Origin of the sequence: Caulobacter sp. (assembly GCF_035254145.1) — a bacterium.
GTDB lineage: Bacteria > Pseudomonadota > Alphaproteobacteria > Caulobacterales > Caulobacteraceae > Caulobacter.
Window position 1 is genome coordinate 1 of the sequence record NZ_DATFAV010000119.1, and the last position, 6,274, is coordinate 6,274.

The 6,274-nt window shown below is 65.8% G+C and carries 8 protein-coding genes; 6 read left to right on the plus strand and 2 right to left on the minus strand.

Going from position 1 to position 6,274, the window contains the following annotated elements:
* Window positions 1-653 (minus strand): Ig-like domain-containing protein (locus tag VJ655_RS06790; RefSeq protein WP_324110305.1); only part of this gene is annotated, 653 nt, incomplete at its 3' end.
* Between the two features lie 450 nt (window positions 654-1,103).
* On the opposite strand from VJ655_RS06790, the gene VJ655_RS06795 reads away from it, so the two are divergent.
* The 4 genes from VJ655_RS06795 to VJ655_RS06810 are packed head-to-tail and all read left to right on the plus strand — an operon-like array spanning window position 1,104 to window position 3,298.
* Window positions 1,104-1,640, plus strand: coding sequence for a phage tail protein (locus VJ655_RS06795; RefSeq protein WP_324110306.1), 537 nt, complete (start codon window positions 1,104-1,106; stop codon window positions 1,638-1,640).
* Window positions 1,641-1,688: 48 nt separating this feature from the next.
* Window positions 1,689-2,219: a phage tail protein gene (locus VJ655_RS06800; protein ID WP_324110307.1), complete on the plus strand. Its 531-nt coding sequence runs from the start codon at window positions 1,689-1,691 to the stop codon at window positions 2,217-2,219.
* Between the two features lie 13 nt (window positions 2,220-2,232).
* Complete coding sequence (locus VJ655_RS06805) at window positions 2,233-2,757, plus strand: phage tail protein (protein ID WP_324110308.1); 525 nt, start codon at window positions 2,233-2,235, stop codon at window positions 2,755-2,757.
* Window positions 2,732-3,298 carry a GNAT family N-acetyltransferase gene (locus VJ655_RS06810; RefSeq protein WP_324110309.1) on the plus strand — a complete coding sequence of 189 codons (567 nt, stop codon included), beginning with the start codon at window positions 2,732-2,734 and terminating at the stop codon, window positions 3,296-3,298. The genes VJ655_RS06805 and VJ655_RS06810 overlap by 26 nt, the downstream gene beginning before the upstream one ends.
* A 45-nt stretch (window positions 3,299-3,343) precedes the next feature.
* Here the strand turns inward: VJ655_RS06810 and VJ655_RS06815 are convergent, their stop codons facing one another.
* The gene (locus tag VJ655_RS06815) at window positions 3,344-3,637 is read right to left on the minus strand and encodes a DUF6916 family protein (RefSeq protein WP_324110310.1); all 294 of its coding nucleotides are present in this window, start codon (window positions 3,635-3,637) and stop codon (window positions 3,344-3,346) included.
* 277 nt (window positions 3,638-3,914) lie between these two features.
* On the opposite strand from VJ655_RS06815, the gene VJ655_RS06820 reads away from it, so the two are divergent.
* Together VJ655_RS06820 and VJ655_RS06825 are read left to right on the plus strand one after the other, a co-directional pair.
* Entirely contained in the window at window positions 3,915-5,450 is a 1,536-nt protein-coding gene (locus VJ655_RS06820) for a hypothetical protein (protein ID WP_324110311.1), read from the plus strand.
* Window positions 5,451-5,890: 440 nt separating this feature from the next.
* On the plus strand, window positions 5,891-6,274 hold a 384-nt coding region (locus VJ655_RS06825; protein WP_324110312.1), incomplete at its 3' end, for an alpha/beta hydrolase.

A 6,274-nucleotide genomic window follows, 5' to 3' on the forward strand; every position in this document is an offset into this window, starting at 1 on the left:
GAGCCGTTGGTGGCGGTGAAGGTGAAGGTGTCATTGCCCCGGAAGCCGGCCAGGGGCGTGTAGGACACCGTGCCCGAGCTGTTGATGCTGACCGAGCCGCCGCCGGTGGTGGTGGCCGAGCCGACGGCGTAGCTGGTGGGGCTGTTGGTCACGTTGCCGGTGACGCTGAACGTCGTCGCCGAGGCGCCGCCCGAGTTGTAGGCCACGGTCGAGCCGTAGGTGAAGCTGCTGGCCGTGGGAGAAGCCGAGACAACGGTGATCGTCACCGTGCCCGTAATATCTAAGAAGTTGCTGTCGACACCTTTGAAGGTCGCAGTATCAGTGCCTGTAAAACCTCCGGGTGGCGTATAGAAAAAGCCATTGTCCGTAGGTTGGTTATTGTACCTGATGCCATCTGTGAAGTTATTCCGAACAAACAGCGTGCCGCCGTGCGCAGTCGTCGTGGGGGTGCCATTGTTGGCGACCAGATTGTCGTCGTAAATCCCACTGTTGTACGGGTCGCAATTGACGTAGTCGGTGCTGGTGAAACCGTACTTATTGTTGCTGCTGTTGGCGTTGACGGTGAACGAAATCGTGCAGGCCGCATGAGCCATGCTCGCCGCCACGAGGGTCAGCAGAACGGCCGTCAGCAGCGTGGCCGCCGCTTTCACCATTCCGCGAAGGCGTCCACCCAGGGGCGCACGTTCCCGACGAGCCCACGCCTTCAGGCCTGAGCGGCCGGCCCTGGCCCAGCCTCTTTTGGCCGAACGCTCATGGAAATCTGGCCTGTACGCGCCCTCGAACGTTTGCATAAGCACCAACGCCCCCCTGGTCCGCCGCACTCCATCCAGCTCGAAATTCGCCTTAAGGTTGCTATTTTCTTCGAGAGATGTCGTATCAATATTTCATTAAGGTATTTTTTAGCACGCGTCAGTGGTGTTTCTGGCTTGCGCGTGAAAATTGACCCGCAAGGGTTGCGATTTTTTGGCGGAAACGCCGGATCAGCGGCCCTTGGCTCGAAATAGGAAAGCGACCGTTCACTTTATAGTTGAATTTCGACGAAGTTCATATATCGCTGTTATGTGGATGGCGCCCATCGTTGAAATGGGGCTCGGGGAGGTGGCATGGCGATATATTTCGTGGGCCAGGTCATGATGACCGGATACCCGTTCGCGGCCAAAGGCTTCGCCCTGGCCAACGGCCAGCTCATGCCGATCAGTCAGAACCAGGCGCTGTTTTCTCTTCTGGGAACCCAGTACGGCGGCGATGGGCGAGCGACTTTCCAGCTCCCCAACCTGCAAGGCAGGGCGGCGACGGGGGCTGGTCTCTCCGCAGATCCTGACTGGTCGCCGGAGCCGTATGTGCAAGGCACGCCCCTAGGATCTGAAACCGTGACGCTGACGCTGGACCAGCTGCCGCTGCACAATCACCAGCTGAACGCCAGCACGACGGCGGGGACGCTGCGTCCGGTGCCAAGCGCGATGCTGAGCGCCAGTTCCGTGTCCACCGAACCCGCCTATGGAGGGGCGACCGCCCTGCAACCCCTGGCGGACACCACTATCGCCTCAAGCGGCGGCGGAGGGGCGCACGCCAACATGCAGCCTTTCACGGTGATCAACTTCCAGATCGCCTTGGCGGGCGTCTTCCCAAGCCGCCAATAATCCAGGCCGCCAACAACCCAGGCCGCCAGAACCGTCAGGAGGGGATCCGTGACAGCGCCTTTTGTCGGAGAGATCCGCATGTTCGGCTTCGGCCGCATCCCGGTGGGCTGGCTGGCCTGCGACGGCTCGGCCGTGCCGATTGGGGACTACGAGGTCCTGTACACCATCCTGGGGACCACCTACGGCGGCGATGGCTCGACGACCTTCGGAGTGCCGGATCTTCGGGGCGCCGCGCCGATCCATCAGGGAACGGGGACGAACCTGACGACGCGGATCATCGGCGATCGCGGCGGCTCGGAGGGGGTGACGCTTACCCAAGCCCAGACGCCCGCCCACGGGCACGTCCTGCAGGCCTCCACCGCGCCCGCGACGGTCGTCGCGCCGGGTCCGGAATTGGTCACGGCCACGGTCGAGAACGACAATCTCTACCTCTCGGACGTCTCGGGGCTGACGCCCAGCATCCTGGACCCGCAGTCCGTGGGGGCCGCCGGCGGCGGGGCTTCGCACGACAACATGATGCCGACGCTGACGGTGTCCTACTGCATCGCATGGGCCGGGATTTTCCCGAGCCAGAACTAAGCGGGGCGAACAGATGACGACACCCTTCATCGGTGAAATTCAGATTTTCGGCTTCAATTTCGCCCCCGTCCAATGGGCGTTCGCGAATGGCGAACTGCTGCGCATCACTCAGAATACGAGCCTGTTCGCGCTACTGGGCGTCAACTATGGCGGCGATGGCCGGGTGACTTTCCGGTTGCCGAACTTCACCGGGCGCGTGGGGGTCAGCCAGGGTCAGGGACCCGGCCTGACCGACCGCGCCCTGGGCGACACCGTGGGCGAGAACACCGTCGGCCTGATCTGGGACGAGATGCCGTATCACACCCACAATCTGCAGGCCTATCCGCAACCGGCCACCGATCCGGGGCCGAAGGCCGGCGCGGGGCTGGGCGGGCCAAGATCGGCGCGTCTCTACTCGGCCGCGGCCTCTCCCAACACCGCCCTCTTTCCGGCCGTCGTCAATCCGATCGGGGGCAGTCAGCCGCACGAAAATCGCCAGCCGGTTCTCGCCCTGAACTACAGCATCGCTTTGTATGGCGAATTTCCCCAGTTCAATTGAACGCTCCCTCGGCGCGGCGGACGGCGCGTTAGCGCCGCCCGCAAGCTGGCCCGAGCGGGGGCTTGGGCTGCGTCACGCCGCGCCGGCCGACGAACCCTTCCTTCGCGATCTCTATTTCGACTTTCGCAGCGAGGAACTGGCCCCGACCGGCTGGCCGCCGCCGCAAAAGCGCGCCTTCACGGACAGCCAGTTCGATCTCCAGGACCGATATTTCCGCGCCAGCTTTCCGTCGGCGGACTTCCTGATCGTCCAGCATCGCCAGCGCCCCATCGGCAGGCTCTATATCGACCGGGCCGTCGACGGCTTTCTGGTGATGGATATCGGCCTGGTCTCTGGGGCGCGCGGACGTGGTCTCGGGCGCGAACTCCTCGAGCATGTCCAGGGTGAGGCCAAGCGCGCGGGGACGCCCAAGGTCTGGCTTCACGTCCTGGAGGCCAATCCTCGCGCCGAAGCGCTCTACCGCCGGCTTGGTTTTCGGCGCGTAGCCCTAGAGGGCGTCCATTGGCGCATGGAGTGGTCCACGTCTCGGTCTTACACCTAGAGCGCATTCGAGCGATTTAACCGCTCACACTTGATCCAAGGCATTCTAGTTGAAGATCGCCTCGTAGAGGACGCCGGCGGCGTCGCGCCCCACGGGCACCAGGAAGACCTCCTGCACGCCGCTGGCGGCGTTCTTCAGCTGATAGGTGCGCTGCGGAAGCACATGGCGGACGCTGCTGCGAAAGATCAGCGAAAACGGCTGGCGCATCGATCCGGCATGGGCCGCGGCGGGCAAGGGACGTATGTCCACCAGGGTGAGATTCATCGCGCCGTCACCCAGCCAAAGCTCGTAGCTGGTGTTGGCCTGGCTAGCGAAATCGGCGCTGCTGAGCAGTTGCACTGGCCTCTCCCCCCGAATTTTCCAAAGGATGGCGTGTAATCGGCGATTTTGCAATCCAGGCGAGAAGGCGCCGGCCTCGCGCGGCCAGGCTGGCCCTGCGCTCCCAGCCGAGTCTTGCCCGCGCGAGCTTGACCCTATAGAGGCGGCGTCATCGCGGGGGCGCGATCGCTTACGGAGTCAGTAAGTGTTTAGTCCTGTTCACCGCCCCGGCGCGCGTTCGCCGGCCGCGGGTCGTTTTGGGCCGCCCCGCCTGGCGCGGGCCGCCATCCTCTCCCCTTTGGCTCTGTTTCTGCTCTCCGCCGCGCCGGTCCACGCCGCGGACGGAGCGCCGGAGCCTCGCCGAACCTTCGGCGACACCACCCTCACCGACGGGGCCGACTCGGTCACCAACGACAAGACCGTCGACCTGGCTGACAGCGTTGATTTCGGCGGCGGCGAAGACACGCTCGTCAACAATGGAACGATCACGATCGGGGCCGGCGCGGCCGCGCCGGTCGACGTCTCGCTGCTGTCCCTGGACGCCCTGAAGAACACCGGTTTGATCGACCTGCGCAACGGCCATGCCGGCGACGTCCTGCGCGTGTCGGGCGACTATGGCGGTTCGGGCGCCAAGGCGCTGCTGGGGCTCGACGTCGGGCCCGACGGGGGCGCCGACCGCCTCGTCGTCGGCGAGATCGCCAATGGCCGCACCGGCGTCGTCCTGGGCGGGCTCACCGCCAAGACGGCCAAGCTGACCGGCGACAAGGGGCCGGTGCTGATCGAGGCCGGCAAGGACTCGACCGCCAACGCCTTCTTCGTCGAGAACGCCGAGATCGGCTTCGTTCGCTATGAGCTCGAGTTCGATTCCGCGACGACCCGCTACCGCCTGAAGGGCGTGGCGGGCCAGCGGGCCTACGAGATGCTCAAGGTCTCCGAAGGGGCGGGCGGGGTCTGGCGCCAGTCGGCCGACGCCTGGAGCGCGCACGTGGCCAACTTGCGCGACGCCGACGGCGACGCCAATGGCCTGGGCGTCTGGGGCCAGGCCTTCGGCGGGCGGACCGATCGTGACGACAAGGTCGGGGCCAGCGCCCAGGCCGTGGAGGTGGACTATCGGCAGACGACCTATGGCGGCCAGTTCGGGGCCGACCTGATCAACGCCGGCCTGGACGATGGCCGCCTGCTGCTGGGCCTGACCGGCGGCTACGCGGATTCGGAGATGCGCTTCAGCGGCGTCGCCGGACAGGAGGCCAAGCTGCGCGTGGCCAATGTCGGCGGCTACATGGCGCTGACCCACGGCGGCTACTTCGTCAACGCCCTGGCCAAGGTCGACCACCAGTCGATCAAGGTGCGCAACGGGCCCGACGCCATCGACCTGGATTTCGACGGAACCAGTTATGGCGCGCAGGTCGAGGCGGGCGGGCGATCCGAGGCCGACGGCCTGATCTACGAGAAGCTGCTGGCCGTGAGCTACGTCAGCACGCGCCTGGACGACACGGCCGTCTTCGCCCAGCGGCTCGACTTCGACAACGCCAGCGGCTTCGTCGCCAAGGCCGGCGTCCGCGGCGTGCTGAACAGCCAGGCCCTGGGCGGCGTGTTCGGGACCTACGGCGCGGCGTTCGTCGTGCACGACTTCACGGTCAAGAACGGCCTGGACCTGATCGGCGGCGACCAGGTCGAGCACCTGTCGAAGGACGGCGGCCGCACCTTCGGCCAGGTCACGGTGGGTCTCAGCTACCGCGTCGCCGCGGCGTCGACCTTCCTGGAGGCCACCGGCGAGAACGGCGGCGGCAGGGCCGGCGGAACCCTCCGGCTGGGCGCCCGGATCGGCTTCTAGAGCATTTTTCGAGCGAAGCGGTCCCGGTTCGCGTGAAGAAAAATGCATCAGAACCAAAGACTGGAGCTCACGGCCTGACGCGGTCAGGTCGTGAAATGCTCTAGTTGGCGGCCCGTGGGGAAGGCGCGAGCTCTCCCCGCGGGTCGGTCCCGTCGCGTCGGGTTTTGGATCGCATCCTTCAAAAGGCGCCTTGCTCGTTCAAGCCAGGGTCGCCGTTCGGGTCGCTAATGGCGCCAGAGCGGACAGGCCGGAAGGGGCGACCGATGAAAGACGACCAGCAGCATGAAGATGTCTCGCGGCGCGGCGTTCTGACCGTGGGCCTGAGCCTCGCCGCCCTTTCGGCCGCCCCCTCCCTGGCGCTCGCCCAGAGACCCGCCCGAGGCGCCGCCCAAGGCGCCGCCAAAACCCCAGCCAATCCCCAATCCACAGGAGTTGCGCACATGAGCAGCGGTTTCGTCACGACGAAGGACGGCGTCCAGATCTTCTACAAGGACTGGGGTCCCAAGCGCGCCCAGCCGATCGTCTTCCACCATGGGTGGCCCCTGTCGGCCGACGACTGGGACAATCAGATGCTGTTCTTCCTGGGTAAGGGGTATCGGGTCATTGCTCACGACCGCCGTGGCCATGGTCGCTCGAGCCAGACCGACACCGGCAACGAGATGGACACCTACGCCGCCGATCTGATCGCCCTGGCCGACCATCTGGACCTGAAGAACGCCATCCACGTCGGCCACTCGACCGGCGGCGGCGAGGCGATCCACTACGCCGCCCGCGCCAAGCCCGGCCGCGTGGCCAAGGTCGTGCTGATCGGCGCGGTGCCCCCG

Bases quoted from the DNA above. Each gene is read 5' to 3' on its own strand.
- VJ655_RS06795 (WP_324110306.1), top strand. From the start codon at position 1,104: ATGGCGATATATTTCGTGGGCCAGGTCATGATGACCGGATACCCGTTC.
- VJ655_RS06805 (WP_324110308.1), top strand. From the start codon at position 2,233: ATGACGACACCCTTCATCGGTGAAATTCAGATTTTCGGCTTCAATTTC.
- VJ655_RS06810 (WP_324110309.1), top strand. From the start codon at position 2,732: ATGGCGAATTTCCCCAGTTCAATTGAACGCTCCCTCGGCGCGGCGGAC.